Here is a 26,263-nt window from a genome sequence, read left to right on the forward strand (position 1 = left end):
TCGAGCCAAGGGCGGTACCGCAACGATGGAGAGCCGTGGGAGCGTCCCTGCGCATCCACTTCCCTATGAGGGCGTCTGGCGGTTCACCGCCCCGACGGTCGAGGTGTCGGTGCCCCAGTCCCGGCAGGCGGTGCGGGACCTCCTGCACCGCCAGCGCGTTCCCTTGGGGGACGACCTCCTCCAGGGCCTCCTCCTGATCGTCTCCGAGCTCGTCACCAATGCCGTCAAGCACGCCGCCGTGCTCTCGCCCGAGGTGATCGTCGAGGTCACGGTGGTCGGGCAGCGCGTACGGGTCTGCGTCGAGGACGACCACCCCTACCGCCCGCAGGCGCTGGAGTCGGACTGGCGGCAGACCGGAGGCCGCGGATTGCACCTGGTGCGGGAGATCACGCGCGAGGCGGGCGGCAGTCACGCCGTCGAACACACCGCGCGGGGCGGAAAGGTCGTGTGGGTGGAGCTGCCGTTGACAGGGTGCTGAGGGACGCCCGGCGGGGCGTCCCTACCGCGCTGCCGCTACCAACCGCAGGCGCGCCCCGTCATTTCCCTGACCGCCGGACGCGCCGCGTCCAGCACCGTCGTGAACCAGGTCGAGAAGGTGTCCTTCTCCACGCGCTCGGCCAACTCGTCCGCCGTGACGTACGCGGTCTCGCCGACCTCGTCGGGGTCGGGGAGGACGGGGGCCTGGACGAGCCCTACGAAGAGGTGGTTGTACTCCTGCTCCACCAGGCCGGACGCGGGGTCCGGGTGGTTGTAGCGCACCGTGCCCGCTGCGGCGAGCAGCGAGGGCGAGAGGCCGAGTTCCTCGTGGGTGCGCCGGGCTGCGGCGGCGAACGGCGCCTCACCCGGGTACGGGTGTCCACAGCAGGTGTTCGACCAGACTTCGGGGGAGTGGTACTTGCCCGCGGCGCGGCGCTGGATGAGCAGGCGCCCCTGCTCGTCGAAGAGGAAGACGGAGAACGCCCGGTGCAGTTGTCCGGGTGCCTGATGGGCGGCGAGCTTCTCGGCGGTGCCGACGGTGTTGCCCTGCTCGTCGACCAGTTCGAGCAGAATCGTGGGGGGTGCACTGTTCGTGGCGGTGGCTGGTGAGGTCGGCATAACCATCCTTCGCATGTGGTCCTCGCCCTGAGGGGCCTGCCTAGTCTGCCGTACAAAAGCGGCTTGTCCGCACCTCTGCTTGTCCGGGCATGTCCTTTAATGTCCATTTCGCTAGCCCGGGCCCCGGCATTCACCCGGGCCAGGGGCGGCACTCCGCTGGTCGTGGAAACGGATCGTGCCCCGTGCCGTCCGGCGGCACACTCCAAGGTCAATCAAACACCAGTTCCGCCGAGGCCCTCACACCGGTATGCCGATCGCGGGGGACCGCCACGCACCGGGCTCCGCAAGGCGTCGAAGTGCACTCATGTGAGGGGCCGCCGAGTCATCTGTGACTCGGCGGCCCCTCACATCGACGGTCCCGGGAGGTTCACCTCAGTGGCACACCTTCGCCTCGTGCTCGGCATGGCCCACGGGCTCCAGTTGGAACGTGCAGTGCTCCACGTCGAAGTGGTCTCCCAGGCACTCCTGGAGGTCGTGCAGGATCTTCTCGTGACCCTCCTGCTCCAGGGCGTCGGGGCTCACCACCACGTGCGCGGACAGGACCGGCATCCCGGAGGTGATGGTCCAGGCGTGCAGGTCGTGTACGTCCTCCACGCCGGGCAGTGCGGTGATGTGCGCCCGTACGTCGGCCATGTCGACGTCCTTGGGGGCGGACTCCAGGAGGACGTTCAGCGTCTCCCGGAGCAGCTTGAAGGTGCGCGGCACGATCATCAGGGCGATCACCAGCGAAGCGATCGGGTCGGCGGCCTGCCAACCGGTGGTGATGATGATCGTGGCGGACACCAGGACGGCGAGGGACCCGAGGGTGTCCGCGAGGACCTCCAGATACGCCCCGCGCACATTGAGACTCTCCTTCTGCCCGCGCATCAGCAGCGAGAGGGAGATGATGTTGGCGACCATGCCGACCGCGGCGAAGGCGATGGTCAGGCCGCCCTGGGTCTCGGAGGGGGTGATGAAACGCTCCACCGCCTCGAAGAGGACGAAGCCGCCGACTCCGAGCAGCAGCAGACAGTTCGCGAGGGCCGCGAGTATCTCCGCCCGGGCGAGACCGAAGGTCCGGTTCTGGCTGGGGGGTCGATTGGCGAAATGGATGGCCATCAGGGCCATGGCGAGACCGACGCCGTCGGTCGCCATGTGGGCCGCGTCGGCGACCAGGGCGAGGGAGCCGGTGATCACACCGCCGACGATCTCCAGCACCATCACGCTCAGCGTGATCGCGAGCGCGATCCGCAACCGCCCCTTGTAAGCCGCGGCTGCCGTGCCCGTCGGTGGTGCGTGAGAGTGCGAATGCGAGTGTCCGTGGTCGTGCCCAGCCCCCATAGGAGACGCCTCCCGGTCATCGAACAATGATCTGTCGAATCCACAGTGAACTACGGGTGGGGGGTATAGGCAACACGGCACTGAACACCGTTGTCATATCCTCTGACCTGCGGAAATGTTCCGCAGGTCAGAGAGTCGGCCGGACATTTCAGCCCGTCCGAAGAGTGAGACGGCCCTGCTGCCCCCCGGCGCGAGCGCCCCCGCGCACCTGCCGTGAGGGCGTCGAGGTGCGCGCCCGCAAACGAAGACCGGGTCGGGGCGTGTGCCCCGACCCGGTCCCAGGGCCCGTACGCGTCCTACTCCGGGTGCCGCAGCCGCCAGCCTGCCCAGGCGGACTCCACCATCTCGCGCACCCCGTGCGACGCCGACCACCCCAGCTCGTCGCCGATCAGACCGACCGAGGCCACCGCCTTCGCCGCGTCACCCGGCCGCCGCGGCTCGACCACGGGCTCCCCGGTGTATCCGGTGACCTCGGCCACCAGATCGGCGAGCTCCCGCACGGAGACGCCGACCCCCCGGCCGATGTTGACGGTGAGGTCACCGCGCGCCTCGCCCCCGGCCAGCCTGCGCGCCACGGTGAGGTGGGCGTTCGCAAGATCGGCCACGTGGATGTAGTCGCGGATGCAGGTGCCGTCCGGCGTCGGATAGTCGTCGCCGAAGATCCGCGGTGCCTCTCCGCGCGTGATGCGGTCGAAGAACATCGGGATGATGTTGAAGACCCCGGTGTCGGCCAACTCGGGTGTGGCGGTGCCCGCCACGTTGAAGTAGCGCAGACAGGCCGTCGACAGCCCGTGGGCCCGGCCCGTCGCCCGCACCAGCCATTCCCCGGCCAGTTTGGTCTCGCCGTAAGGATTGATCGGCACGCACGGTGCCGACTCCGGGATCAAGTCCAGCTCGGGGACGCCGTACACCGCCGCCGACGATGAGAAGAGGAATCTCTCTACGCCGCCCTTGACGACAGCTTCCAACAACACGGTCAGACCGTGAACATTCTCCTGGTAGTAGTGGAGCGGCTGCTCCACAGACTGACCAACCTGCTTCTTTGCCGCTAGATGTACAACCCCCGTGACATCGTGAGTCGCGATGGTGTGATCCACCACTTGCCGGTCCAGCACCGAACCGCGCACAAGCGGAATCTCTTGGGGGAGACGCTCAACGATCCCAGACGACAAATCGTCCAAGATCACGACCTTCTCACCCGCCCCCAGCATCGCCCGCGCCACATGCGCGCCGATATACCCCGCTCCACCTGTAATCAGCCAACTCATGACCGCCACCCTAGAGCGGTGAGGGGGCGGTTTGTGGGCCGAGGCACTGATCGATAATGATGATCTCCGTGCGGGTTTCCCTCCACGGGTGCCCGCTATGCCGGTCGGAGGCCGACCGGGGCGCAAATGGCCAGTGAACTCCCGCCTGAGTGCATCCGATAGCCTCTGCCGCAGTCTCCGCCGACGTGCCGCCGTCCTTCAGTGCAGGGACGGGCCGCCGCGCACCACCACCCTCGGTTCCAAGGAGTGAGTTCGTCTGCCGACCGCCATCCTCACCGGTCCGCCCGTGCCCGGATCGTCCCTCGATGGCGATCTGCGGTCCCTGGGCTTCGACGTACGGATCTCACCGGAGGCCGAGCGCACCGCCGAGATCCTGGCCGCCGTGCCCGCCGCCGAGCGGGTCGCCCTCGTGGACGCGCGGTTCGTCGGTCATGTCCACTCCCTGCGTCTGGCCCTGACGGACCCCAGGTTTCCGCTGGCCGCCGTATCCGGGGCGCTCACCGCACAGCCCGCGGCGCGCTCCGCCCTCCAGGGCGCCCTGACCGCCGTGGAGTCCCGCGGCGCCGACCGTGCGGTACGCGTGGACCAGGCGCTGCCCGACCTGGTCGCCGAGGACCTGACCGCCGACGGCACGGCCGTCCACCGTCCCGAACTCGGCTCCCTCGTGGCGACCGTGCCCGACGACCCCCAGACCCGCAACGAGGCGCGCCAGGCCGTCGCCGCCGTGGACGAAGAGGCCGTACGGCTGCGTTCCGCGGTCAAGGCCCGCGACGGCTTCTTCACCACCTTCGCGATCAGCCCTTACTCCCGCTACCTCGCCCGTTGGTGCGCCCGACGGGGGTTCACCCCCAACCAGGTCACCACCGCGTCACTGATCACGGCCCTGATCGCGGCGGCAGCCGCCGCCACCGGCACCCGCGGCGGATACGTGGCCGCCGGCGCCCTGCTGCTGTTCTCGTTCGTCCTGGACTGCACCGACGGACAACTCGCCCGCTACTCCCTCCAGTACTCGACGATGGGCGCCTGGCTCGACGCCACCTTCGACCGGGCCAAGGAGTACGCCTACTACGCGGGTCTCGCACTCGGCGCGGCCAGGGGCGGCGATGACGTGTGGGGGCTGGCCCTCGCCGCCATGGTGCTCCAGACCTGTCGCCACGTCGTGGACTTCTCCTTCAACGAGGCCAACCACGACGCCGTCTCCAACACCAGCCCCACCGCAGCCCTCTCCGACCGACTCGACAGCGTCGGCTGGACCGTCTGGGTCCGGCGCATGATCGTGCTCCCCATCGGCGAGCGCTGGGCCATGATCGCGGTGCTGACCGCCGTCGCCACCCCCCGGATCGTCTTCTACGCCCTCCTCGTCGGGTGCACCTTCGCCGCCTGCTACACCACTGCGGGACGTCTGCTGCGCTCGCTGACCCGCAAGGCCGAGCGGACCGATCGTGCCGCCGGCGCCCTGCACGACCTCGCCGACTGCGGCCCGCTGGCCGAAGCCGTCGCCCGGGCCGCGCACGGGCCGGTGCGCGGGCTGCCCGCGCTCGCCGCGCCCGTCATCGCCCTCGTCGGTGCCGCCGGGCTCGTCACCGCCGCCGCCCTGAGCGACTACGGTTCGCCCTGGCCGGTGATCGCCGCCGTGCTCTACGTGATCACCTCGGGCCTCGCGGTCGCCCGCCCCCTCAAGGGAGCGCTCGACTGGTTGGTCCCCCCGATCTTCCGCGCCGCCGAATACGGCACGCTGCTGGCCCTGGCGGCCCGTGCCGAGGCCGATGGCGCCACCGGGGCGCTGCCCGCGGCCTTCGGGCTGGTCGCAGCAGTCGCCTACCATCACTACGACACGGTGTATCGCATCCGGGGGGGCACTGGCGCGCCCCCGCACTGGCTGGTGCGGGCGATCGGCGGGCACGAGGGCCGGATCGCGGCCGTCGCGCTGCTGGCCGCCCTGGTCGACGGCACCGGATTCACCATCGCGCTGACGACCCTCGCCGCGGTCATCGCCCTCGTGGTGCTGGTGGAGAGCATCCGCTTCTGGGTGTCGTCCTCCGCACCCGCCGTACATGACGAAGGAGAAACCGCATGATCGGCCTCGTACTGGCCGCCGGTGCCGGACGGCGACTGCGCCCCTACACCGACACGCTTCCGAAGGCCCTCGTGCCCGTGGCCGGTGAGAAGACCGTCCTCGACCTCACCCTGAGCAACTTCGCCGAGATCGGGCTCACCGAAGCGGCGATCGTCGTCGGCTACCGCAAGGAAGCCGTCTACGAGCGCCAGGCCGCCCTGGAGGCCGCCTACGGCCTCAAGCTCACCCTCGTCGAGAACGACAAGGCCGAGGAGTGGAACAACGCCTACTCCCTGTGGTGCGCCCGAGAGGTCCTCAAGCGCGGAGTCATCCTCGCCAACGGGGACACGGTCCACCCGGTCTCCGTCGAACGTACCCTGCTGGCCGCCCGCGGCGAGGGCCGGAAGATCATCCTCGCCCTGGACACGGTGAAGCAGCTCGCCGACGAGGAGATGAAGGTCATCACGGGCGACGCCGACCAGGTGCGGAGCATCACCAAGCTGATGGACCCGCAGACCGCGACGGGCGAGTACATCGGCGTCACCCTGATCGAGCCCGAGGCCGCCGTCGACCTCGCGGACGCCCTCAAGGTCACCTTCGAGCGCGACCCCGACCTCTACTACGAGGACGGCTACCAGGAACTCGCCGACCGCGGCTTCGGCGTGGACGTGGCCCCCATCGGCGATGTGAGCTGGGTGGAGATCGACAACCACGACGACCTCGCGAAGGGCCGTGAGATCGCGTGCCAGTACTGACCCGGCTCATCCCGTCGCCGGTCGTCGTCGACATCAGCAGGGGAGCCCTCGACGATCTGGCCGGCCTCCTCGCCGACCAGCGCATCTCGTCGTCCGGCAAGCTGGCGGTGGCGATCAGCGGCGGCTCCGGGCGCACCCTGCGCGAGAGGCTCTCGCCGGTGCTGCCGGGTGCGGATTGGTACGAGGTCGCCGACGGCACCATCGACTCCGCGGTGAAGCTGGCCGACGCCATTAAGGGACAGCGGTACGACGCCGTGGTCGCCCTGGGCGGCGGCAAGATCATCGACGTCACCAAGTACGCGGCGGCCCGCGTCGGGCTGCCCATGGTGTCCGTCGCCACCAATCTCGCCCACGACGGCATCTGCTCGCCCGTCGCCACCCTCGACAACGACAACGGTCGGGGTTCCTACGGCGTCCCCACGCCGATCGCCATGGTCATCGACCTCGACGTGGTCCGTGAGGCACCACCCCGGTTCATCCGCTCCGGCATCGGCGACACCGTCTCCAACCTCTCCGCCATCGCCGACTGGGAGTTGTCCCACGAGATCAACGGCGAACCGGTCGACGGACTGGCCGCCGCGATGGCCCGTACCGCCGGCGAAGCGGTGCTGCGGCACCCCGGCGGCGTCGGTGACGACACCTTTCTGACCGTCCTCGCCGAGGCCCTCGTCCTCACCGGGATCGCGATGTCGATCAGCGGGGATACCCGGCCCTCGTCCGGTGCCTGTCACGAGATCAGCCACGCCTTCGACCTGCTCCACCCCCAACGGGCCGCGAGCCACGGCGAACAGGTCGGTCTCGGAGCCGCCTTCGCCATGCACCTGCGCGGAGCCACCGAGTCCGCCGGACTCATCGCGGAAGTCCTGCGCAGGCACGAACTGCCGGTACTCCCCACCGAAATCGGCTTCACCGTGGACGAATTCGTCGAGGCCGTGAAGTACGCCCCCCAGACCCGCCCCGGGCGCTTCACCATCCTTGAGCACCTTGACCTCACCCCCGACCAGATCAGGGACGCGTACGCCGACTATGCCAAGACCATCCGTAGCTGAACTCCGCCCGGTCGTTCACCCGGAGGGAGTGAAGGACCGGAGAAGCGGCGAACACTGGGCCGGACGCCTCTACATGCGAGAGATCTCGCTGCACATCGACCCCTACTTGGTGAACACCCGGATCACTCCCAACCAGCTGACCTACCTCATGGTCGTGGTCGGCGTGATCGGAGGCGCGGCGCTGCTGGTGCCCGGACTCACCGGTGCGATCCTCGCCGTGGTGCTCTTCCAGATCTACCTGCTCCTCGACTGCGTCGACGGGGAGGTCGCCCGCTGGCGTGGCCAGACCTCCGTGACCGGGGTCTACCTCGACCGCATCGGCCACTACATCTGTGAGGCGGCCCTGCTGGTCGGCTTCGGCGTGCGCGGCGCCGACGTCTTCGGCGACGGGCGGCCCGAGTGGCTCTGGGCCTTCCTCGGCACGGTCGCGGCACTGGGCGCCATCCTGATCAAGGCCGAGACGGACCTGGTCGACGTCGCCCGGCAGCGCAGCGGACTGTCCGCGGTGAAGGACGAGGCTTCGGTCCCGCGTTCCTCGGGCCTCGCCCTTGCCCGTCGGGCCGCAGCGGCGCTGAAGTTCCACCGGCTCGTCGGCGGCATCGAGGCGAGCCTCTTCATCCTGGTGTGCGCGATCCTCGACGTGGTCCAGGGCGACCTGTTCTTCACCCGTCTCGGCATCGCGATCCTGGCCGGCATCGCCGTCGTCCAGACGCTGTTGCACCTGGTCTCGATCCTCGCCTCCAGCAGGCTCAAGTGACCGCCTCCCTCCGGCTCGGCGCGGTGGTCATCACCATGGGTGACCGCCCTGAGGATCTGCGTGCCCTGCTGGAGTCGGTGGCCGAGCAGAAGGGCGACCCCGTCAGCGTGGTCGTCGTCGGCAACGGAGCTCCGGTGACCGGCGTGCCCGCAGGGGTGCGGACGGTCGAGCTACCGGAGAACCTGGGCATCCCCGGCGGTCGCAATGCCGGGATCGAGGCGTTCGGACCGTCCGGAACCGAGGTGGACGCGCTGCTCTTCCTCGACGACGACGGACTGCTGCCCGACCCCGGCACCGCCGAGTCGGTGCGCGAGGCCTTCACCGCCGACTCCGGTCTCGGCATCCTCAGCTTCCGGATCGCAGATCCCCAGACGGGCGCCACCCAGCGGCGCCACGTGCCAAGGCTGCGCGCGTCCGACCCGATGCGTTCCTCCCGCGTGACCACCTTCCTCGGTGGTGCCAGCGCTGTGCGCACCGCGGTGTTCGCCGAGGTCGGCGGCTTGCCGGCGGAGTTCTTCTACGCACACGAGGAGACCGACCTCGCCTGGCGTGCCCTCGACGCGGGATGGGCCATCGACTACCGCTCGGACATGCTGCTGCACCATCCGACGACGGCACCCTCCCGGCACGCGGTCTACCACCGTATGGTGGCCCGCAACCGGGTCTGGCTGGCACGCCGGAACCTGCCTGCACCCCTGGTGCCGATCTATCTCGGCGTCTGGGTGCTCCTCACATTCGCCCGGCGACCTTCCGCGCCCGCGCTGAAGGCATGGCTGGGCGGATTCGCCGAGGGTTGGCGGGCACCGTGCGGTGTCCGCCGGCCCATGAAGTGGCGTACCGTGTGGCGGCTCACCCGACTGGGCCGACCACCGGTGATCTGACAAGCTTGGGCCTTGAGAGCACCGGGCGCACTCCGGTCATCCGGCGACGGCCGGGTATCGCGCCCCAACTGCCGCGCATCTCGAAGACGAAAGTTTCCACTTGTGAGTGACACTACCCATGACGGCGCGATCACGATGACCGCCCGGCCATCGGCCGACGACGGTCTGTCTCCGGCGCAGCTCGCCACCAAGTACGGTCTGACGGTCAGCGGCGCCCGGCCGGGACTGATCGAGTACGTCCGTCAGCTGTGGGGCCGGCGGCACTTCATCCTGGCCTTCTCGCAGGCCAAACTCACCGCCCAGTACAGCAAGGCCAAGCTGGGGCAGCTGTGGCAGGTCGTCACCCCGCTGCTCAACGCCCTGGTCTACTTCCTGATCTTCGGCCTGATCCTGGAGGCCAACCGGGGGATGGCGGTCGAGGTCTACATCCCGTTCCTGGTGACGGGTGTGTTCGTCTTCACCTTCACCCAGAGTTCGGTCATGGCCGGTGTGCGCTCCATCTCCGGCAACCTCGGTCTGGTGCGCGCCCTGCACTTCCCCCGGGCCTCCCTGCCCGTGTCCTTCGCGCTCCAGCAGCTCCAGCAGTTGTTGTTCTCCATGATCGTGCTGCTGCTGATCGTGATCGGGTTCGGCAGCTATCCCCAGCTCTCCTGGTTGCTGGTGCTCCCCGCGCTGGTGCTCCAGTTCGTGTTCAACGCCGGCCTCGCGCTGATCATGGCCCGGCTCGGCAGCAAGACGCCGGACCTCGCCCAGTTGATGCCGTTCATCATGCGGACCTGGATGTACGCGTCCGGCGTGATGTTCTCCATTCCGCTCATGCTTGAGGACAAGCCGGCCTGGATCGCCGATCTGCTCCAGTGGAACCCGGCGGCCATCTATATGGATCTCATCCGATTCGCGCTCATCGATGACTACGGCTCGTCGAATCTGCCGGACCACGTCTGGGCGTTCGCCGTCGGCTGGGCAGTCCTGTTCGGCGTCTGCGGGTTCGTGTACTTCTGGAAGGCTGAAGAACGGTACGGCCGTGGCTGATAACAACACTGAGCGGGTCCCCACCGTCATCGCCGACGATGTCCACATCGTCTACCGGGTGCTCGGCGCAGGAGGTGGCAAGGGCAGCGCAACCGCCGCCCTGAGCCGCATCGTGCGCCGCAAGAAGAAAGGGGAGCAGCAGCGGGGCGTGCGCACGGTGCACGCCGTGCGCGGTGTTTCCTTCACCGCCTACCGCGGTGAGGCCATCGGTCTCATCGGCACCAACGGCTCGGGCAAGTCCACCTTGCTACGGGCCATAGCCGGACTGCTCCCCACCGAACGCGGCAAGGTCTACACGGACGGCCAGCCCTCGCTGCTGGGTGTGAACGCCGCGCTGATGGGCGATCTCACCGGTGAGCGCAACGTCATCCTCGGCGGCCTGGCGATGGGCATGTCCCGTGAGCAGATCCGCGATCGCTACCAGTCCATCGTCGACTTCTCCGGCATCAACGAGAAGGGCGACTTCATCACGTTGCCGATGCGGACGTACTCGTCGGGCATGGGCGCGCGGCTGCGGTTCTCGATCGCGGCGGCCAAGGACCACGACGTCCTGATGATCGACGAGGCCCTGGCCACCGGTGACCGGAAGTTCCAGATCCGCTCCGAGCAGCGGATCCGGGAACTGCGCAAGCAGGCCGGCACGGTCTTCCTGGTCAGCCATAGCCTCGGCTCCATCCGGGACACCTGTGATCGGGTGCTCTGGCTGGAGAAGGGCGAACTGCTGATGGACGGCCCGACCAACGAGGTGCTCAAGGCGTACGAGAAGGAGACCGGCAAGTAGCTGCGGTAGAGCCGTGGGAACGGTTCCGGCAGTCGGCCGGCCCCGATAGGGCCCCCGCCTAGTCATCCTGGCGGGGGCTTTCCCGCGTCCTCACAACGGAGGACGGGCGGCTCCGTCAAGACCCGTGCCGCAGTGGACGGGAACTCTGAAGCGGGTCAAGTCCGTTCATTGAATGAAAGGTTGGCTGATAATGCGACGTTCGTGTAATGGCCGCTACGCCCCGGCGCATCAGCGGGTGTTGTACGACGTAAGCTGTACCAGTGCTGAATCGCGGCAAGTAGGGCGATACGTCCTCGACGCCCCGCCCGGCGGTCGGACCTCCAGTCGACGCGAAGACCGGCGGCGTGTCCGAAATAGGATGGATTGGGTCGGCAGTGTAGAACGGGAGATGTGACGGCAATGATCGGAATTCTCCAGCTCCACGAGGCTTTCGCCGTCCGCACACCTGGCAGCCACGTATGACCGCTACCCGAGAGACCCCCGCAGCGCCTCCGGTGCCCACCGTACGCGCCACCCTCGACAAGGCGACGGAAGAGAACTTCCCCGTCGCCCCCTTCTTCCTGCCGCGAGCCTGGCGCGCGGACCTCATGGCCGTCTACGGATTCGCCCGACTCGTCGACGACATCGGCGACGGCGATCTCGCGCCCGGCGGTGCCGACGCCCGATGGCTCGGCGTCGCGCCCGCCGACGCCGACGACCGACTGGTCATGCTCGACGCACTCGAAGGCGACGTACGACGTGTCTTCGCCGCGGACGAACCACGTCACCCGCTCCTGCGCACGCTCGCCGCGACGGTCCGCGCCCGGTCCCTCACGATCGACCCGTTCCTCGGACTGATCGAGGCGAACCGCCGCGACCAGGTCGTCCACCGGTACGCGAGCCACGACGAACTCCTCTCCTACTGCGAACTGTCCGCCAACACCGTCGGACACCTCGTGCTCCAGCTCACCGGAACCACGACCCCCGAACGCCTGCGCCGTTCCGATGCCGTCTGCACCGCGCTCCAGATCGTCGAACACCTCCAGGACGTGGCCGAGGACCTCCACCGCGACCGCATCTATCTGCCGGCCGATGACATGCGTCGCTTCCACGTCACCGAGGCCGACCTCGCGGCGCCCGCGGCGAACGCCTCGGTGCGCGCCCTGATCGCCTTCCAAGCCCAGCGGGCCGACGAACTGCTCGACGAAGGGATCCCCCTCGTCGCCAGCGTGAGCGGCCGGCTGCGACTCCTCCTCGCCGGATTCACCGGCGGCGGACGGGCCGCAATCGGCGCGATCCGATCCGCGCGCTACGACGTACTGGGCGGGCCGCCCAGACCTGCCAGGACACAACTGCTCCGCGACGTGGGAGCCGTATTGCGAAGAGCACGCAAAGAGGGGTGAGCCGGACCATGGAACAACCGACACGGGCGCCCGCCCCGGTGCAGGCCGCGTACAGCTACTGCGAGGCCGTCACCGGACAGCAGGCACGCAACTTCGCCTACGGCATCAGACTGCTGCCGCCCGACAAGCGACTCGCGATGTCCGCGCTGTACGCGTTCTCCCGGCGCGTCGACGACATCGGCGACGGCACGCTCGCCCCCACGGAGAAGCAGAAGCGGCTGGAGGCCACCCGGGAACTCCTGGACCGCATCCGGCGCGATGACGTCGCCGAAGACGACACCGACCCGGTCGCCGTCGCCCTCGCCGACACCGCGCGCCGCTTCCCGCTGCCCCTCGGCGGTCTCGACGAACTCATCGACGGCGTACTGATGGACGTCCGCGGCGAGACCTACGAGACCTGGGACGACCTCAAGGTCTACTGCCGTTGTGTCGCGGGGGCCATCGGTCGCCTCTCCCTCGGTGTGTTCGGCACCCAGCCCGGTACGTCCGGCACCGAGCGCGCCGCCGAGTACGCGGACACCCTCGGCCTCGCCCTCCAACTCACCAACATCCTCCGGGACGTCCGCGAGGACGCCATCAACGGGCGGACCTATCTGCCCGCCGACGACCTCGCCAAGTTCGGCTGCTCGGCCGGCTTCACCACGGCCACCCCACCCGCCGGATCCGACTTCGCCGGGCTGATCCACTACGAAGTCCGCCGCGCCCGCGCGCTCTTCGCCGAGGGCTACCGACTGCTCCCCATGCTCGACCGGCGCAGCGGGGCGTGCGTCGCGGCGATGGCCGGCATCTACCGACGGCTGCTCGACCGCATCGAACGCGATCCGGAAGCCGTCCTGCGCGGCCGTGTCTCCCTGCCGGGCCGGGAGAAGGCGTACGTCGCGGTGCGCGGCCTCTCGGGCCTGGACACCCGGCACATCAGCCGCCACACCCTGCGGGGCCGTCCATGAGGCACCAGCCGACACCGTCCGGCGCGACCCCCTTCGGCGGGGTCGCGGGGCGGCCGTCCGCCCCGACCCGCGATGCATCGAGGTACGCCGTCGACGCTCCGTACGCCACGGGCAGCAGGGGGACCACAGCATGACCGATATCGACAGCCACACCGACAGCGACAGCCACACCGACAGCGGCAGCCACACTGACGGCGACCGTCACCGAGCGCCGTCGGACGACCCCGCGAGCGGGCGGCACGCGGTCGTCATCGGCGGCGGGCTCGCCGGTGTCACCACCGCCCTGCAACTCGCCGACGCGGGACTACGGGTCACCCTCCTCGAAAGCCGCCCCCGGCTCGGCGGGCTCGCCTTCTCCTTCCAACGCGGCGACCTCACCGTCGACAACGGCCAGCACGTGTACCTGCGCTGCTGCACCGCTTACCGCTGGTTCCTCGACCGGGTCGATGGCGCACACCTCGCGCCGCTCCAGGACCGGCTGGACGTGCCCGTACTGGACGTGGGCCGATCCGCCGGACCGCGGCTGGGGCGACTGCGTCGATCCGCACTGCCCGTGCCCCTGCACCTCGCGGCCAGTCTTGCGACCTACCCGCACCTCTCCCTGGCGGAGCGGGCGAGCGTCGGCCGTGCCGCACTCGCCCTGGGTCGGCTCGACCCCGCCGACCCCGAGCTCGACGGCATCGACTTCGCGACCTGGCTCGGGCGCCACGGCCAGACCCCGCGCGCCATCGAAGCCCTCTGGGACCTCGTGGGCGTGGCCACCTTGAACGCCACCGCGGCCAACGCCTCCACGGGCCTGGCGGCGATGGTCTTCAAGACCGGGCTGCTCTCCGACCCCGGAGCCGCCGACATCGGCTGGGCACAGGTGCCCCTCGGCGACCTCCACGACACCCTCGCCCGCAAGGCGCTGGACTCGGCGGGCGTGCGCGTCGAGACCGGCGCCCGGGTCCGCGGGCTGCGCGCGGCACGCGACGGCGGCTGGCGCGTCGACATCGACGGGGAGGGGCTCGACGCCCACACCGTGGTGCTCGCCGTAGCCCAGCGCGAGGCCCACGCGCTGCTCCCCGAGGGAGCCCTCGCCAACCCCGACCGGTTGTTGGACATCGCCACCGCGCCCATCCTCAACATGCACGTCCGCTACGACCGCAAGGTGCTGCGCCGACCGTTCTTCACCGCGCTCGGCTCCCCGGTGCAGTGGGTCTTCGACCGCACCGAGGCCGCCGGGCTGAAGGACGGCCAGTACCTGGCGATCTCCCAGTCGGCGGCCCAGGAGGAGATCGACGCACCCGTGGCCGAACTGCGGGCCCGGTACCTACCGGAGTTGGAGCGGCTGCTGCCGCCCGCACGGCAGGCCCGGGTGGAGGACTTCTTCGTCACCCGCGAGCGGACGGCGACCTTCGCCCCCGCTCCGGGCGTCGGCCGATTGCGGCCCGGTGCGTCGACCCGCGCGCCCGGCCTGTACCTTGCGGGCGCGTGGACCGCCACCGGCTGGCCCGCGACCATGGAGGGCGCCGTGCGCAGCGGATTCACCGCCGCGGGTGCAGCCCTCCGTGACCTCGGCCGCCCCCATGAACATCCGCTCAAGGAGGCGGCGTGAGCCCGTTTACCGGAACAAGAGGAGAGACCGTGCCGACTGTGCCTTCGGCGAATCCGGCTGATGACACCGCAGCAGGCGTGGACATCGCCGCGCTCCTGGAGCGCGGACGTGCCCTGTCGACACCGGTGCTGCGCGCTGCCGTGGACCGCCTAGCGGCACCCATGGACACCGTTGCCTCGTACCACTTCGGTTGGATCGACGCCGAGGGACGGCCGTCCGTCGGGGACGGCGGGAAGGCCGTACGGCCGGCGCTCGCCCTGCTCTCGGCGGAGGCCGCGGGGGCTCCTGCCGAGGTGGGCGTCCCCGGTGCCGTCGCCGTGGAGTTGGTGCACAACTTCTCGCTGCTGCACGACGACCTGATGGACGGCGACGAACAGCGCAGGCACCGCGACACCGTGTGGAAGGTCCACGGGCCCGCCCAGGCCATCCTGGTGGGAGACGCCCTGTTCGCGCTCGCCAACGAGGTCCTGCTGGAACTCGGCACCGTGGAGGCCGGCCGCGCCACGCGACGGCTGACCAGCGCCACCCGCAAGCTCATCGACGGCCAGGCGCAGGACATCTCGTACGAGCACCGCGAGCGCGTCACCGTCGAGGAGTGCCTGGAGATGGAGGGCAACAAGACGGGCGCCCTCCTCGCCTGTGCGGTGTCCATCGGCGCGGTGCTCGGCGGTGCTGATGACCGCACCGCCGACACGTTGGAGTCGTACGGCTACCACCTCGGCCTCGCCTTCCAGGCGATCGACGACCTGCTCGGCATCTGGGGCGACCCGGACGCCACCGGCAAGCAGACGTGGAGCGATCTGCGCCAGCGCAAGAAGTCCCTGCCCGTCGTCGCCGCACTCGCCGAAGGCGGTCCGGCCTCCCGACGCCTCGGGGAACTGCTGGCCGCGGACGTCAAGAGCAATGACTTCGACACCTTCTCCGAGGAGGAGTTCGCCACCCGGGCCGCCCTGATCGAAGAGGCCGGAGGCCGTGAGTGGACCTCCCAGGAAGCACGGCGGCAGCACACCATCGCCGTCGAAGCACTGTCAGGCGTCGACATGCCCACCCACATCAGGGCGCAGTTGATCGCGCTCGCCGATTTCGTCGTCGTACGGAAGCGATAGTCCGGCAGGACACGAAAGAGATGATCCCCACCCCGCCCCCCATATCCATGGCAGTCGCCGGCCAGTGAGCGGAATCTGAACCGCCCGCCGGTCGACGGAAACCCCAGCACCGCAGAGTTCAGCGCACCACTGCACCGAAGGGGAAGCCATGACAGCGACGACCGATGGAAGCGGTGGGCCCGTGCGGGCCCACGCGGCTGCGGCCGGCGAGATGACCGAAGTCCACGTGCCCGTGCGCCCCGGCGACAACGATGTGTTGGAGGCCGCGGGACGGGCCGTGGCCCTCTCCGTCGAGCACCTGCTCGGCAGACAGGACGCCGAGGGCTGGTGGAAGGGCGACCTGGAGACCAATGTGACCATGGACGCCGAGGACCTGCTGCTGCGGCAGTTCCTCGGCGTCGGGGACACCCGCACCACCGAGGCCGCCGCCCGTCACATCCGCGCCGAGCAGCGCGAGGACGGCGCCTGGACCACCTTCTACCGCGGCCCGGGTGATCTGTCGGCGACCATCGAGGCGTACGTGGCGCTGCGACTGGCCGGTGATCGGCCCGACGAGCCCCATATGGTGCTCGCCTCCGCGTGGGTGCGACGGCACGGCGGGATCGCCGGCGCCCGGGTGTTCACCAGGATCTGGCTGGCCCTGTTCGGCTGGTGGCAGTGGGACGACCTGCCCGAGATGCCCCCGGAACTGATCTTCCTGCCCCGCTGGTTCCCCCTGAACATCTACGACTTCGGCTGCTGGGCCCGCCAGACCATCGTGCCGCTCACGGTGGTCTCGGCCAAGCGCCCGGTCCGACCGGCCCCCTTCACACTGGACGAACTCCACACCGACGCCCGGCAACCCAATCCGCCCCGTCCGCTGGCCACCGCCCTGAGCTGGGACGGCTTCTTCCAACGCGCGGACAAGGCCCTGCACCTCTACCACAAGGTGGCTCCGAGGAGGCTGCGGCGGGCGGCGATGGACGCCGCTGCGCGGTGGATCGTCGAGCGCCAGGAGAACGACGGGTGCTGGGGCGGCATCCAACCGCCGGCGGTCTACTCGCTGATCGCCCTCCACCTGCTCGGCTACGACATCGACCACCCCGTCATGCGGGCCGGGCTGGAGTCCCTGGACCGCTTCGCCGTGTGGCGCGAGGAGCACGGTGACGCCGGTGGGTCCGTCCGCATGGTCGAGGCGTGCCAGTCGCCTGTGTGGGACACCTGCCTTGCGACCGTGGCCCTCGCGGATGCAGGACTGCCCGCCGACCACCCCGCCTTGGTCCGCGCGGCTGACTGGATGCTCGGCGAGGAGGTCGTACGGCCCGGCGACTGGACGGTACGGCGACCACAACTCGCCCCCGGTGGTTGGGCGTTCGAGTTCCACAACGACAACTACCCCGACATCGACGACACCGCCGAGGTCGTCCTCGCCCTGCGCCGGGTGCGTCATCCCGATCCGATGCGGGTGGAGGGCGCCATCGCCCGTGCGACGCGCTGGACCTTCGGCATGCAGTCCAAGAATGGGGCGTGGGGTGCCTTCGACGCGGACAACACCAGCCCCCTGCCGAACCGGCTGCCCTTCTGTGACTTCGGTGAGGTCATCGACCCGCCGTCCGCCGATGTGACCGCGCACGTCGTCGAGATGATGGCCTACGAGGGCAGGACCGACGACCCCCGCACCCGACGCGGCATCGACTGGCTCCTCGCCGAACAGGAGCCCACCGGCGCCTGGTTCGGCCGGTGGGGCGTCAACTACATCTACGGTACGGGCTCGGTGGTGCCCGCCCTGATCGCAGCAGGGATGCCCACCTCGCATCCCGCCGTCCGTCGTGCGGTGCGCTGGCTCGAATCCGTACAGAACGACGACGGCGGCTGGGGCGAGGACCTGCGCTCCTACGACGAGGAGGAGTACATCGGCAAGGGCGCCTCCACCGCGTCGCAAACGGCGTGGGCCCTGCTCGCCCTGCTGGCGGCCGGGGAGCGGGAGAACAAGACGGTCGAGCGGGGTGTCGCCTGGCTCACCGGAACACAACGCTCCGACGGCTCCTGGGACGAGCCGTACTTCACCGGCACCGGCTTCCCTTGGGACTTCTCCATCAACTACCACCTGTACCGGCAGGTCTTTCCGCTGACCGCGCTCGGTCGGTACGTCAGGGGCGAACCGGTGCTCGCCGGCCTCTCCCCGGAGCGCACCCATGGCTGACTCCCCGGGCCCGTCGCCGTACGTCCCGGACCCCGGCCCGGCAGCCTGTCCGCCACCCCAACACACCGGGGCGGCCGAAACCCCCGATGCCTCCTCGTCCGCGCCCGAACCGGGCGGGCACCCGGAGCCGTCCGACGGGCCCCTGCTGATCGTCTGTGCACTGGCCATCGAGAGACTGGCGCTGCGCGCCGGTGCGCGCGGTGTGCAGGGCCGGGCGACCGTCCTGCGCACCGGAATGGGACCTGTGAACGCCGCACGCGGTGTCGGGGCCGCGCTCGCCGACCCTTGTCTGCGCGGGGCGGCCGTCATCGCCTCCGGCTTCTGCGCGGGTCTCGCGCCCGACATGCGTCCCGGTGACCTGGTGGTGGCCACCCGGACCCGGGGAGCCGAACACGCCACCGGTGCGGACGCTGACACCCCCTGCACCGAGACCTCGGCCCTCGCCGATGCGGTCGCGCGGGCGGTCCCCGGCCGTCAGGTCCACACCGGGGTGCTCATCGGCTCGGCGCACATCGTCCGCGGACCCGAACGGGCGGCCCTGCACGCCGGGGGAGCGATCGCCGTGGACATGGAGTCGGCGGTCAGCTTGCGCACGGCCCTGGCCGTCGGGCCCCGCCCGGTTGCCGCCGTCCGGGTGGTCGTGGACGCCCCAGAGCATGAGCTGGTCCGCATTGGCACGGTCCGCGGTGGAATATCGGCTTTCCATGTTCTTCGTGCCGTACTTCCCGCATTTCATGAATGGCACCGTTCTCTGCTGCTCCCCCGGAGGTGAGCTAGATGGCCATGCCGCTCCGCCAGACCATCCGCGTCGGAACCTATCTCTTGGAACAGAAGCTTCGCAGGCGGGAGAAGTTTCCGCTGATCGTCGAACTGGAGCCGCTCTACGCCTGCAACCTCGCCTGCGAAGGGTGCGGCAAGATCCAGCACCCGGCCGGTGTGCTCAAGCAGCGGATGCCGGTGGCGCAGGCGGTCGGGGCGGTGCTGGAGTCCGGTGCCCCGATGGTGTCCATCGCCGGCGGCGAGCCTCTGATGCACCCTCAGATCGACGAGATCGTACGCCAGTTGGTGGCCCGGAAGAAGTACGTCTTCCTCTGCACCAATGCGATGCTGCTCCGCAAGAAGATCGAGAAGTTCACACCGTCCCGGTACTTCGCCTTCGCCGTTCACATCGACGGCTTGCGGGAGCGGCACGATGAATCGGTGGCCAAGGAAGGAGTGTTCGACGAGGCCGTGGCAGCCATCAAGGAAGCCCAACGCCGTGGCTTCCGCGTCACCACCAACTCGACCTTCTTCAACACCGACACCCCCCAGACCATCATCGAGGTGTTGAACTACCTGAACGACGACCTCCAGGTCGACGAGATGATGATCTCGCCCGCGTACGCCTACGAGAAGGCCCCCGACCAGGAACACTTCCTGGGCGTCGAGCAGACCCGAGAACTCTTCCGGAAGACCTTCGCCGACGGCAACCGAAGGCGCTGGCGCCTCAACCACTCGCCGCTCTTCCTCGACTTCCTGGAGGGCAAGGTCGACTTCCCCTGCACGGCGTGGGCGATCCCCAACTACTCGCTGTTCGGCTGGCAGCGGCCCTGCTACCTGATGAGCGACGGCTACGTGCCCAGCTACCGCCAACTGATCGAGGAGACCGACTGGGAGAAGTACGGCCGGGGCAAGGACCCGCGCTGCGCCAACTGCATGGCCCACTGCGGATACGAACCCACCGCGGTGCTCGCCACCATGGGCTCGCTGAAGGAATCCCTGCGCGCTGCGCGCGAAACGATGTCGGGCAACCGCGGATAGCGATCGACCGCGCGAGCACCACACCATCGGGACCGCCGGCCGAAACGGCTCCCGCCTCGGTCTCGCGCGGTCGATCAGCAGGTCGCCCGTGGACGCGGTGCGGCCGAGAACCAGGGGGCGGTGCGCCGCCGCACCGACCTGGACCGACCTGGTCGGTGTCGGTTCCGTCCCCACGGCGCCGCCAGTGAAGGAGACCACCCCATGACCGATCCGCCGTCCGCGGCGAACGGGTCGCGCCCCACCGGCTTCGACCTGACGGCCCTGCTCGCCGCCCGCGGCGCCGAACGCTACGCCCTGCACGAACGCCACCTCAACCCACAACTCCCGCGCATGTTGCGGACCATCGGATTCGACAAGGTCTACCAGCGGGCCGAAGGCGCGTACTTCTGGGACGCCGAGGGGCGGGACTACCTCGACATGCTCGCCGGCTTCGGAGTGATGGGGCTCGGCCGCCACCACCCCGTCGTCCGTAAGGCGATGCACGACGTGCTCGACGCCTCGTTGGCGGACCTGACCCGCTTCGACTGCCCGCCCCTGCCGGGACTGCTCGCCGAGAAGCTCCTCACCCACAGCCCCCATCTCGATCGGGTGTTCTTCGGGAACAGCGGCACGGAGGCGGTGGAGACGGCCCTGAAGTTCGCCCGGTACGCCACCGGACGCCCACGGGTCCTCTACTGTGACCACGCCTTCCACGGGCTGACCACCGGCTCCCTCTCCGTCAACGGGGAAGCGGGCTTCCGCGATGGCTTCGCCCCGCTCCTGCCCGACACCGCGATCGCCCTCGGCGACCTCGACGCGCTGGAACGGGAACTGCGCACGGGCGATGTGGCCGCCCTCATCGTGGAGCCCATCCAGGGGAAGGGCGTCCACGAGTCCCCGCCGGGCTTCCTGCGCGCCGCCCAGGAGCTCCTCCACCGACACCGGGCGCTGCTGATCGTCGACGAGGTGCAGACCGGTCTCGGGAGGACCGGTGACTTCTACGCCCATCAGCACGAGGAAGGGGTGGAACCCGACCTGGTGTGCGTGGCGAAGGCGCTCTCCGGTGGCTATGTGCCGGTGGGGGCGACCATCGGCAAGGACTGGATCTTCAAGAAGGTCTACTCCTCCATGGACCGGGTGCTGGTGCACTCGGCGAGCTTCGGCTCCAACGCCCAGGCGATGGCGGCCGGTCTCGCGGTCCTCTCGGTCATCGAGGATGAGCAGATCGTGGCCAACGCCCGGGCGACCGGGGACCTGCTGCGGTCCCGGCTGGCCGCACTGGTGGGTCGCTACGAGTTCCTGCACGCGGTGCGCGGGCGGGGACTGATGATCGGGATCGAGTTCGGGCGCCCCCAATCCCTGGCCCTGCGCAGCCGCTGGACCGTGTTGCAAGCCGCGCGCAAGGGCCTGTTCGCCCAGATGGTGGCCGTCCCGCTGCTGGAACGGCACCGGATCCTGACCCAGGTCTCCGGGGACCGGATGGAGGTGATCAAATTGATTCCTCCCCTGACGATCGGCGAGCGCGAGGTGGACCGGTTCCTGGCCGGCTTCACCGCGGTCATGGAGGACGCCCACGCCGGGGGCGGTTTGATGTGGGACTTCGGCAGGACCCTGGTCAAGCAGGCCGTAGCCAACCGCTGAGCTGGCTTTTTGCCTCTGAGGCACGAAACTTGCCTCAGAGGTACTTTCCTGGCGCAATGGACCCATGCAGAGTCCTCCCGGGGGCCACCCCCCGGACCTTCGAACCCGGGTCGGAGAGCCACCGGCCGAGCTGCCGGACGTGGCGCCGCAACTGCGCGACCTGCGCCGCAGGCGGGGGCTCACCCTCGAAGCAGCGGCCCAGCGCGCCGGGCTCTCACCCGCGCACCTGTCCCGCCTGGAGACCGGCCGCCGCCAGCCCTCGCTGCCGATGCTGCTCTCCCTGGCCCGCATCTACGGTACGACCATCGCCGAGCTCCTCGGCGAGCTCGCACCCGAGCGCGACCCGGTCATCAGGGCCGGCGTCCGCGAGCCCGCCATGGCCGACGGCTGGACGTACCACCAGGTCGGAACGCCCGGGCGGGCCATGCAGCCGCTACGGCTGATAGTCCCGTACGGCGCCCAGGGCGAACTGGTACGGGTCCACCCGGGCGAGGAGTGGCTCTACGTCCTAGACGGGCGACTTCGCCTCAGCCTCGGTGAGGCCGTGCACGAACTGGGACCCGGCGACAGTGCGCACTACGACTCCCTCACCCCGCACCGCATCGCCGCGGCCACGCGTGAGGGCGCCGAGATGCTGTTCGTCCACACCCTGCTCCAGAGCCCCGACCTCTATCCGCACATCTGATCCAGCCGAGCGCCTGCCCGGAACGAGCCCCGGAAAGACCGGAAGTCGAGAGGACCGTCATGTCAGAGAACCCCACCGCACCCGAGAACGCAGTCGCCGACAGCGCCGCCGCCCACGCCGCAGCGACCAAGAAGGGCAAGGAGAACGGCCGGTTCCCGCGCGGGATCTGGGTGCGCCTCTTCGCCTATCTGATCGCCGGCCATGTGTTCGCGGGCTTCCTCTACCTCCTCTTCGAGATGGGCGCCAAGTAGCGACCGCTCATGGGGGCGCAGTAGTCCGACGCAGCCGGCCGAGGACGTCAAGGGTTCTCAAGGGGGCCTCATGGGTCCCGGTCCCGCTTTCGGCGGCTGACGACCCACGGGGAATCGTCGAGCGACGAGGGGTCCACGAGTGCCGGCAGCGGACGAACGTCCCAGCTCCTGGCGCTTCCACCCCGTACCGCCCGACGTCTACCGTGCAGGTCAGACCTCGTCGAGGAGTCGATGGCGCAGCCGCTCCCGTGTCTCGGGAGTGATCCGCAGCCCCTCGGTGAGATAGCGCTCGGTGCCGCCCCACGTCTGGTCGATGGTTTCGAACGCGGTGTGGAGGTACTCCCTCCGCGCGTCGAAGAGCGGGCTGAGCAACTCCATCACTTCCGGTGACATCCCGGCCGGTGATTCGTCGCTGCGCCGCACCCGATACCGACGGTGCGGGTCGTTGGACTTCAGGTAGTCCGCTTCGATCGCGTCCCGCTCCACGCCGACCGCCAGGAGCGATACGGCTATGGAGAGCCCCGCCCGGTCCTTGCCCGCAGCGCAGTGCATCAGGGCGGGAACGCTGTCTTCGGCGAGGGCGTGCAGCACCCTGCTGTGCTCGTCGGTGCGGTCCCTGATGATCATCCGATAGGTGTCGGACATTCGTGCGGCTGCCTGGCCGTCTCCCAGGATGGACCGCAACTGCTCGATGTCCCCGTCGCGCACCATCTGCCAGAACTCCGCACCGTCCGCCGGGTCGCTGAGCGGGAGATTGAGGTTGCGTACGCCCTGGAGGGCGATGTCCGGACCTTCGAGCAGCATGTCCGCCGCATTGCGGAAGTCGAAGATGGTGTGGAGCCCCAGGGAGGACAGGAACGCCGCGTCGCTTCCGGTCGCATGGGCGAGGTGGCCACTGCGGAACAGTCGACCCTGCCGCACCCGACGACCGTCCAGGGTCGGGAGCCCGCCCACGTCCCGGAAGTTTCGCACCCCGGACAGCTCCGGCTCGATCGACGGGACCTGCGGCAGCTGCTGCGTCACGGAGGCTCCTGAGGGTCACTGCCGTCGGCGCCGCTCGCCGACGTTGGCGTGTTCTCGACGATACGACATCCGTTCGTCAGACGATCATGTTGTGTGATCTCTCCTGAGAACTGATTGTTCCACTCATTCTGTGCGATTGGCGCAATAGATGCTTCTGTCCGAAATGGGGGCTTCGGTGGCTTGATGTCCTTCCTGCTAAATGTTCGAAGGCCATCTCGTGAGCGGGATCATAGTGGTGACCCTCAGTGGCGGTGGGGCGTGACAGGATTCCCAAAGCGGTGGGGGAGTTGGCCATTCGCCGTCCACGGAGTGTTACGGGAAATTCTGCCCTCTATGACCTTTGTCATTGATCAGAAAAAGGCCCGGCTTGTTTGCCTCAAGAGGGCTCGATTACGGTCACGGAACTCCGGACGGATCGCCTAATCCTGCCGCCGACCGGAATTCATCCACATCCACGCGTGGCAGGAGCGGGGGACCCAGGTAGTACGCCGATCCCGGATTTCCGGACGGCTTGGGGTGAAGTCGCGCACAAGCGCGGCCGGGCATCTCCAGCTCGAACCCGACAGCTCACCTCGTAGGCGCCGGAGAGGAAATGCGCCATGCCCGCAAAGGGTAAGCACCGCCGTACCAGGACCAGCACCATCACCCGCGGTTTCGTCGCTGCCGGCACCGGTGGCGCAGCCATCGCCCTGCCGCTGATGGGCGCCTCGGGTGCCTTCGCCGCCGAGCGCACCGCACCCGTCGCGGCCCCCGTGGTCGCCTCGGCGAACGCCGCCGCCACACCTGCCGCTGCGCCCGCCGAGCGGACCGCCACCCCGGTCAGCTACCGGGTCGTCGCGGGCGACTACCTGTCCAAGATCGCCCAGGAGCACCGGGTCGACGGCGGCTGGCAGCAGCTCTACGCCGACAACCGCGAAGCGGTCGGCGACAACCCCTCGCTGATCCACCCCGGCCTCAAGCTCACCATCGGCGGCGCATCCGCCACCGAGTCCAAGGCCGCCGAGAGCAAGCCCGCGGCTCCGACCGAGACCAAGGCCAAGAGCAAGGCGGAGCCGCAGCCCGAGCCCAAGCAGGAGCGGCCCGCCAAGGCCGAAGCCAAGGCCGAGGTCAAGAAGGAGGCTGCGGCTCCGGCCGCCCAGTCCTCCGCCGCCCAGACCTCCACCAGCGACGATTCCGCCACCGAGGCCACCGGCTCGGGCTGGACCGGCCCGCTCTCGGGCGTCGGCGTCAGCACCTCCTACCGGATCTCGGGCGCCATGTGGTCCAGCGGCTACCACACCGGCATCGACTTCGCGGCGCCCACCGGCACCACCGTGAAGTCGGTCGGCCCCGGCACCGTCGTCTCCGCGGGTTGGAGCGGCGCCTACGGCAACGAGGTCGTCATCCAGCACACCGACGGCAAGTACTCCCAGTACGCCCACATGTCCTCCCTCTCGGTCTCCGCGGGGCAGAGCGTGAGCGGTGGCCAGCAGATCGGACAGGTCGGCTCCACCGGCAACTCCAGCGGCCCGCACCTCCACTTCGAGATCCGTACCGGCCCCGGCTACGGCTCCGACGTCGACCCGGTGTCGTACCTGCGTCAGCACGGCGTCTCCCTCTGATCGAGTCGCCCGTCACGGGCGCCGGAGGTCCTCGACGACCCCCGGTGCCATGAACACCGAGAAGTCCCCGTTTCGTCGCCGCGAAACGGGGACTTCCGTGTATTCCCTTGAGCGCCCCGATTCCCTGGTGGCATAGATCACCCGGCGTCAACCCCTCCTTACGGTCGCGTAGGTCACATCGCGGAGGTCAAGATGAGTGATCGTGGCAGGCGATTCGGGAACAGGGAGCATGAATACATTCGCGTCGTACGCGGCGATCGGCGACAGCTTCACGGAAGGGGTCGGGGACCCCGGTTCGGACGGAACCTTCATCGGTTGGGCGGATCGATTCGCCGCACTCCTCGGTGACGGAATGCCAGAACACACCTTCCGCTACGCCAACCTCGCCGTACGCGGCAGGCTCCTCGACCAGATCGTTGCCGAACAGGTGCCCCGCGCGAAGGAACTCGCCCCCGATCTGGTGACGTTCTGTGCAGGGGGGAACGACATCATCCGACCAGGCAGCGACCCCGACGACGTCGCCGAGCGTCTGGAGCGGGCGATCGCGGACCTCACGAGCGCGGTGGGCACGGTGATGGTGACCACCGGCTTCGACACCCGGAGAATGCCCGTGTTGCGTCATTTGCGAGGCAAGGTCGCCACGTACACCGCCCATGTCCGGGCGATCGCCGACCGCCACGGCTGTCCGGTACTCGACCTCTGGTCCTTGAAGTCGGTCCAGGACCCGCGTGCTTGGGACACCGATCGGCTCCATCTGTCGCCCGAAGGACATGCCCGGGTGGCGGTGCGCGCCGCCCAGGTGCTGGGACTCGATGTCACCACCGACCCCGACCAGCCCTGGCCCCCGCTACCGCGGCGCGGGACGCTGGAGGTGCGACGGGACGACATCTACTGGGCGCGCGAGCATCTGGCGCCCTGGATCGGCCGCAGGTTGCGCGGCGAGAGTTCGGGCGACCACATCGAAGCCAAACGGCCCGATCTGCTACCGCTGTAGACGGTCGACGCCCCCACCCGGCTGCTGGAACCCTGGGCGGTTCCGTACCAGGTCCGCGCGTGGCAACGACTGCGGGACCGG

Annotated in this window: 24 protein-coding genes and 1 riboswitch; of the genes, 20 read left to right on the forward strand and 4 right to left on the reverse strand. The window is 69.3% G+C overall.

The window, feature by feature from the left end; all coding sequences use genetic code 11:
• The first annotated feature begins 25 nt into the window (after positions 1 to 25).
• A complete protein-coding gene (locus ABZ348_RS12570; protein WP_358932231.1) occupies positions 26 to 478 on the forward strand; it encodes an ATP-binding protein in 453 nt (150 codons plus the stop codon).
• Positions 479 to 513: 35 nt separating this feature from the next.
• Here ABZ348_RS12570 and idi read toward each other — a convergent pair whose 3' ends face one another.
• From idi to galE, 3 genes are all read right to left on the reverse strand, one after another.
• A complete protein-coding gene (idi, locus tag ABZ348_RS12575; protein ID WP_358932113.1) occupies positions 514 to 1,095 on the reverse strand; it encodes an isopentenyl-diphosphate Delta-isomerase in 582 nt (193 codons plus the stop codon).
• Between the two features lie 372 nt (positions 1,096 to 1,467).
• Positions 1,468 to 2,415: a cation diffusion facilitator family transporter gene (locus tag ABZ348_RS12580; RefSeq protein ID WP_358932115.1), complete on the reverse strand. Its 948-nt coding sequence runs from the start codon at positions 2,413 to 2,415 to the stop codon at positions 1,468 to 1,470.
• A 296-nt stretch (positions 2,416 to 2,711) separates the two neighbouring features.
• Positions 2,712 to 3,683, reverse strand: a complete 972-nt coding sequence (galE, locus tag ABZ348_RS12585) for a UDP-glucose 4-epimerase GalE (RefSeq protein WP_358932233.1) — start codon at positions 3,681 to 3,683, stop codon at positions 2,712 to 2,714.
• Between the two features lie 256 nt (positions 3,684 to 3,939).
• Here galE and ABZ348_RS12590 point away from each other — a divergent pair, with 256 nt between their 5' ends.
• From ABZ348_RS12590 to ABZ348_RS12670, 17 genes are all read left to right on the forward strand, one after another.
• Positions 3,940 to 5,760 (forward strand): DUF5941 domain-containing protein, encoded by a 1,821-nt coding sequence (locus tag ABZ348_RS12590; protein WP_358932234.1) that lies wholly within the window; start codon positions 3,940 to 3,942, stop codon positions 5,758 to 5,760.
• A complete protein-coding gene (locus ABZ348_RS12595; RefSeq protein WP_358932117.1) occupies positions 5,757 to 6,494 on the forward strand; it encodes a phosphocholine cytidylyltransferase family protein in 738 nt (245 codons plus the stop codon). The genes ABZ348_RS12590 and ABZ348_RS12595 overlap by 4 nt, the downstream gene beginning before the upstream one ends.
• Positions 6,482 to 7,543, forward strand: coding sequence for an iron-containing alcohol dehydrogenase family protein (locus ABZ348_RS12600; protein ID WP_358932119.1), 1,062 nt, complete (start codon positions 6,482 to 6,484; stop codon positions 7,541 to 7,543). The genes ABZ348_RS12595 and ABZ348_RS12600 overlap by 13 nt, the downstream gene beginning before the upstream one ends.
• Positions 7,521 to 8,300 (forward strand): CDP-alcohol phosphatidyltransferase family protein, encoded by a 780-nt coding sequence (locus ABZ348_RS12605; RefSeq protein WP_358932121.1) that lies wholly within the window; start codon positions 7,521 to 7,523, stop codon positions 8,298 to 8,300. Before ABZ348_RS12600 ends, ABZ348_RS12605 begins: the two co-directional genes overlap by 23 nt.
• Positions 8,301 to 8,335: 35 nt before the next feature.
• Positions 8,336 to 9,181, forward strand: a complete 846-nt coding sequence (locus tag ABZ348_RS12610) for a glycosyltransferase (RefSeq protein WP_358932236.1) — start codon at positions 8,336 to 8,338, stop codon at positions 9,179 to 9,181.
• Between the two features lie 102 nt (positions 9,182 to 9,283).
• On the forward strand, positions 9,284 to 10,213 hold the full coding sequence (locus ABZ348_RS12615) for an ABC transporter permease (protein WP_358932123.1): 930 nt from the start codon (positions 9,284 to 9,286) through the stop codon (positions 10,211 to 10,213).
• On the forward strand, positions 10,206 to 10,994 hold the full coding sequence (locus ABZ348_RS12620; RefSeq protein ID WP_358932125.1) for an ABC transporter ATP-binding protein: 789 nt from the start codon (positions 10,206 to 10,208) through the stop codon (positions 10,992 to 10,994). Before ABZ348_RS12615 ends, ABZ348_RS12620 begins: the two co-directional genes overlap by 8 nt.
• Positions 10,995 to 11,452: 458 nt before the next feature.
• The gene (hpnC, locus tag ABZ348_RS12625) at positions 11,453 to 12,376 is read left to right on the forward strand and encodes a squalene synthase HpnC (RefSeq protein ID WP_358932127.1); all 924 of its coding nucleotides are present in this window, start codon (positions 11,453 to 11,455) and stop codon (positions 12,374 to 12,376) included.
• Positions 12,373 to 13,323: a presqualene diphosphate synthase HpnD gene (gene hpnD, locus ABZ348_RS12630; RefSeq protein WP_358932129.1), complete on the forward strand. Its 951-nt coding sequence runs from the start codon at positions 12,373 to 12,375 to the stop codon at positions 13,321 to 13,323. The genes hpnC and hpnD overlap by 4 nt, the downstream gene beginning before the upstream one ends.
• A gap of 130 nt (positions 13,324 to 13,453) precedes the next feature.
• The gene (gene hpnE / locus ABZ348_RS12635; protein WP_358932131.1) at positions 13,454 to 14,920 is read left to right on the forward strand and encodes a hydroxysqualene dehydroxylase HpnE; all 1,467 of its coding nucleotides are present in this window, start codon (positions 13,454 to 13,456) and stop codon (positions 14,918 to 14,920) included.
• A gap of 38 nt (positions 14,921 to 14,958) precedes the next feature.
• Positions 14,959 to 16,026, forward strand: coding sequence for a polyprenyl synthetase family protein (locus ABZ348_RS12640; protein WP_358932238.1), 1,068 nt, complete (start codon positions 14,959 to 14,961; stop codon positions 16,024 to 16,026).
• A 148-nt stretch (positions 16,027 to 16,174) separates the two neighbouring features.
• A complete protein-coding gene (shc, locus tag ABZ348_RS12645; protein WP_358932133.1) occupies positions 16,175 to 18,208 on the forward strand; it encodes a squalene--hopene cyclase in 2,034 nt (677 codons plus the stop codon).
• Positions 18,201 to 18,980: a 1-hydroxy-2-methyl-2-butenyl 4-diphosphate reductase gene (locus ABZ348_RS12650; RefSeq protein ID WP_358932135.1), complete on the forward strand. Its 780-nt coding sequence runs from the start codon at positions 18,201 to 18,203 to the stop codon at positions 18,978 to 18,980. The genes shc and ABZ348_RS12650 overlap by 8 nt, the downstream gene beginning before the upstream one ends.
• A gap of 5 nt (positions 18,981 to 18,985) precedes the next feature.
• Positions 18,986 to 20,008 carry an adenosyl-hopene transferase HpnH gene (gene hpnH, locus ABZ348_RS12655; protein ID WP_358932137.1) on the forward strand — a complete coding sequence of 341 codons (1,023 nt, stop codon included), beginning with the start codon at positions 18,986 to 18,988 and terminating at the stop codon, positions 20,006 to 20,008.
• Between the two features lie 201 nt (positions 20,009 to 20,209).
• Positions 20,210 to 21,628 carry an aspartate aminotransferase family protein gene (locus tag ABZ348_RS12660; RefSeq protein ID WP_358932139.1) on the forward strand — a complete coding sequence of 473 codons (1,419 nt, stop codon included), beginning with the start codon at positions 20,210 to 20,212 and terminating at the stop codon, positions 21,626 to 21,628.
• Positions 21,629 to 21,692: 64 nt separating this feature from the next.
• On the forward strand, positions 21,693 to 22,313 hold the full coding sequence (locus ABZ348_RS12665; protein ID WP_358932141.1) for an XRE family transcriptional regulator: 621 nt from the start codon (positions 21,693 to 21,695) through the stop codon (positions 22,311 to 22,313).
• A gap of 59 nt (positions 22,314 to 22,372) precedes the next feature.
• Positions 22,373 to 22,564 (forward strand): DUF6126 family protein, encoded by a 192-nt coding sequence (locus ABZ348_RS12670; RefSeq protein ID WP_358932143.1) that lies wholly within the window; start codon positions 22,373 to 22,375, stop codon positions 22,562 to 22,564.
• Positions 22,565 to 22,774: 210 nt separating this feature from the next.
• On the opposite strand, the gene ABZ348_RS12675 is transcribed toward ABZ348_RS12670, so the two are convergent.
• On the reverse strand, positions 22,775 to 23,587 hold the full coding sequence (locus tag ABZ348_RS12675) for a tyrosine-protein phosphatase (RefSeq protein WP_358932145.1): 813 nt from the start codon (positions 23,585 to 23,587) through the stop codon (positions 22,775 to 22,777).
• A 410-nt stretch (positions 23,588 to 23,997) separates the two neighbouring features.
• Positions 23,998 to 24,183, forward strand: a riboswitch (cyclic di-AMP (ydaO/yuaA leader).
• A gap of 3 nt (positions 24,184 to 24,186) precedes the next feature.
• On the opposite strand from ABZ348_RS12675, the gene ABZ348_RS12680 reads away from it, so the two are divergent.
• Together ABZ348_RS12680 and ABZ348_RS12685 are read left to right on the forward strand one after the other, a co-directional pair.
• Positions 24,187 to 25,188 (forward strand): peptidoglycan DD-metalloendopeptidase family protein, encoded by a 1,002-nt coding sequence (locus tag ABZ348_RS12680; RefSeq protein ID WP_358932147.1) that lies wholly within the window; start codon positions 24,187 to 24,189, stop codon positions 25,186 to 25,188.
• Positions 25,189 to 25,417: 229 nt separating this feature from the next.
• Complete coding sequence (locus ABZ348_RS12685; RefSeq protein WP_358932149.1) at positions 25,418 to 26,182, forward strand: SGNH/GDSL hydrolase family protein; 765 nt, start codon at positions 25,418 to 25,420, stop codon at positions 26,180 to 26,182.
• Positions 26,183 to 26,263 lie beyond the last annotated feature (81 nt).

Origin of the sequence: Streptomyces sp. NPDC005963 (assembly GCF_040638655.1) — a bacterium.
In the GTDB taxonomy this organism is placed as follows: domain Bacteria; phylum Actinomycetota; class Actinomycetes; order Streptomycetales; family Streptomycetaceae; genus Streptomyces.

Bases quoted from the DNA above. Each gene is read 5' to 3' on its own strand.
- ABZ348_RS12570 (WP_358932231.1), top strand. From the start codon at position 26: ATGGAGAGCCGTGGGAGCGTCCCTGCGCATCCACTTCCCTATGAGGGC.
- idi (WP_358932113.1), bottom strand. From the start codon at position 1,095: ATGCCGACCTCACCAGCCACCGCCACGAACAGTGCACCCCCCACGATT.
- ABZ348_RS12580 (WP_358932115.1), bottom strand. From the start codon at position 2,415: ATGGGGGCTGGGCACGACCACGGACACTCGCATTCGCACTCTCACGCA.
- galE (WP_358932233.1), bottom strand. From the start codon at position 3,683: ATGAGTTGGCTGATTACAGGTGGAGCGGGGTATATCGGCGCGCATGTG.
- ABZ348_RS12595 (WP_358932117.1), top strand. From the start codon at position 5,757: ATGATCGGCCTCGTACTGGCCGCCGGTGCCGGACGGCGACTGCGCCCC.
- ABZ348_RS12605 (WP_358932121.1), top strand. From the start codon at position 7,521: ATGCCAAGACCATCCGTAGCTGAACTCCGCCCGGTCGTTCACCCGGAG.
- ABZ348_RS12610 (WP_358932236.1), top strand. From the start codon at position 8,336: ATGGGTGACCGCCCTGAGGATCTGCGTGCCCTGCTGGAGTCGGTGGCC.
- hpnC (WP_358932127.1), top strand. From the start codon at position 11,453: ATGACCGCTACCCGAGAGACCCCCGCAGCGCCTCCGGTGCCCACCGTA.
- hpnE (WP_358932131.1), top strand. From the start codon at position 13,454: ATGACCGATATCGACAGCCACACCGACAGCGACAGCCACACCGACAGC.
- shc (WP_358932133.1), top strand. From the start codon at position 16,175: ATGACAGCGACGACCGATGGAAGCGGTGGGCCCGTGCGGGCCCACGCG.
- ABZ348_RS12650 (WP_358932135.1), top strand. From the start codon at position 18,201: ATGGCTGACTCCCCGGGCCCGTCGCCGTACGTCCCGGACCCCGGCCCG.
- hpnH (WP_358932137.1), top strand. From the start codon at position 18,986: ATGGCCATGCCGCTCCGCCAGACCATCCGCGTCGGAACCTATCTCTTG.
- ABZ348_RS12660 (WP_358932139.1), top strand. From the start codon at position 20,210: ATGACCGATCCGCCGTCCGCGGCGAACGGGTCGCGCCCCACCGGCTTC.
- ABZ348_RS12665 (WP_358932141.1), top strand. From the start codon at position 21,693: ATGCAGAGTCCTCCCGGGGGCCACCCCCCGGACCTTCGAACCCGGGTC.
- ABZ348_RS12670 (WP_358932143.1), top strand. From the start codon at position 22,373: ATGTCAGAGAACCCCACCGCACCCGAGAACGCAGTCGCCGACAGCGCC.
- ABZ348_RS12680 (WP_358932147.1), top strand. From the start codon at position 24,187: ATGCCCGCAAAGGGTAAGCACCGCCGTACCAGGACCAGCACCATCACC.
- ABZ348_RS12685 (WP_358932149.1), top strand. From the start codon at position 25,418: ATGAATACATTCGCGTCGTACGCGGCGATCGGCGACAGCTTCACGGAA.